The organism is Neisseria sp. HMSC31F04 (assembly GCF_001807735.1).
GTDB lineage: Bacteria > Pseudomonadota > Gammaproteobacteria > Burkholderiales > Neisseriaceae > Neisseria > Neisseria elongata.
In genome coordinates, this window is record NZ_KV790772.1 from 1 (window position 1) to 741 (window position 741).

At 49.7% G+C, this 741-nt stretch carries 1 protein-coding gene; it reads left to right on the forward strand.

Features of this window, described 5'->3' with window-relative positions:
- The first annotated feature begins 152 nt into the window (after window positions 1-152).
- Window positions 153-572 carry an MliC family protein gene (locus HMPREF3107_RS02090; protein ID WP_070452838.1) on the forward strand — a complete coding sequence of 140 codons (420 nt, stop codon included), beginning with the start codon at window positions 153-155 and terminating at the stop codon, window positions 570-572.
- The last annotated feature ends 169 nt before the right edge of the window (window positions 573-741 follow it).

The window sequence follows — 741 nt, forward strand, 5'->3', positions numbered from 1 at the left end:
TAAATGTCTTGGTGGGACTTTAGGGGATTTTGCAAAGGTCTCTGCATGTAAATTCGAGTTAAACAGACTTGTCCAATCATGCAGATATTTATAATATCAAGCCCGACAGCCTCGTCTGTCGAAAAAACAATATTGTTATAGGAGTGAAATACATGAAAGTAAAAGCCCTATTGGCCATCGTTGCCTCTTTGTCGCTCGCTGCCTGCGCCGTACCTGACGAGGCTCCCCGTTATCACGGTCACGACCACGGTTATTCGTACGGCCATAATCACGACCACGGCCACAACCATGGTCATGCCCATCAGCAGCAACGCGGCATCAATGCCTCTTTCAACTGCGAAAACGGCTTGGCCGTACACGTCCGCAGCCTGAGCACCGACAGCATCGAATTGCGTTTGGATGACAAACACGCCGTGCTGAAATCTGCGGTTGCAGGTTCCGGCGAACGTTATACTTCCAACAAAGGCCTGTTCGGCAAAGGTGCGGAATGGCATCAAAAAGGCAGCGAAGCCTTCTTTGCCTTCACCGACCCATACGGCAACAAAGTGGAAACATCTTGTAACGCCCGCTAATCGGATACCGGCTGTTTAAAGCCGAAAAGGCCGTCTGAAAAATATCTTTCAGACGGCCTTTTTTCGTTTTGCCGGACTATCGCCCTGCCCCGATGCCCGGGATGCCGCGCTCAATCCGGCCGGCAATTTGAATTTGAGAAATATAGTGGATTAAATTTGAATCAGGACA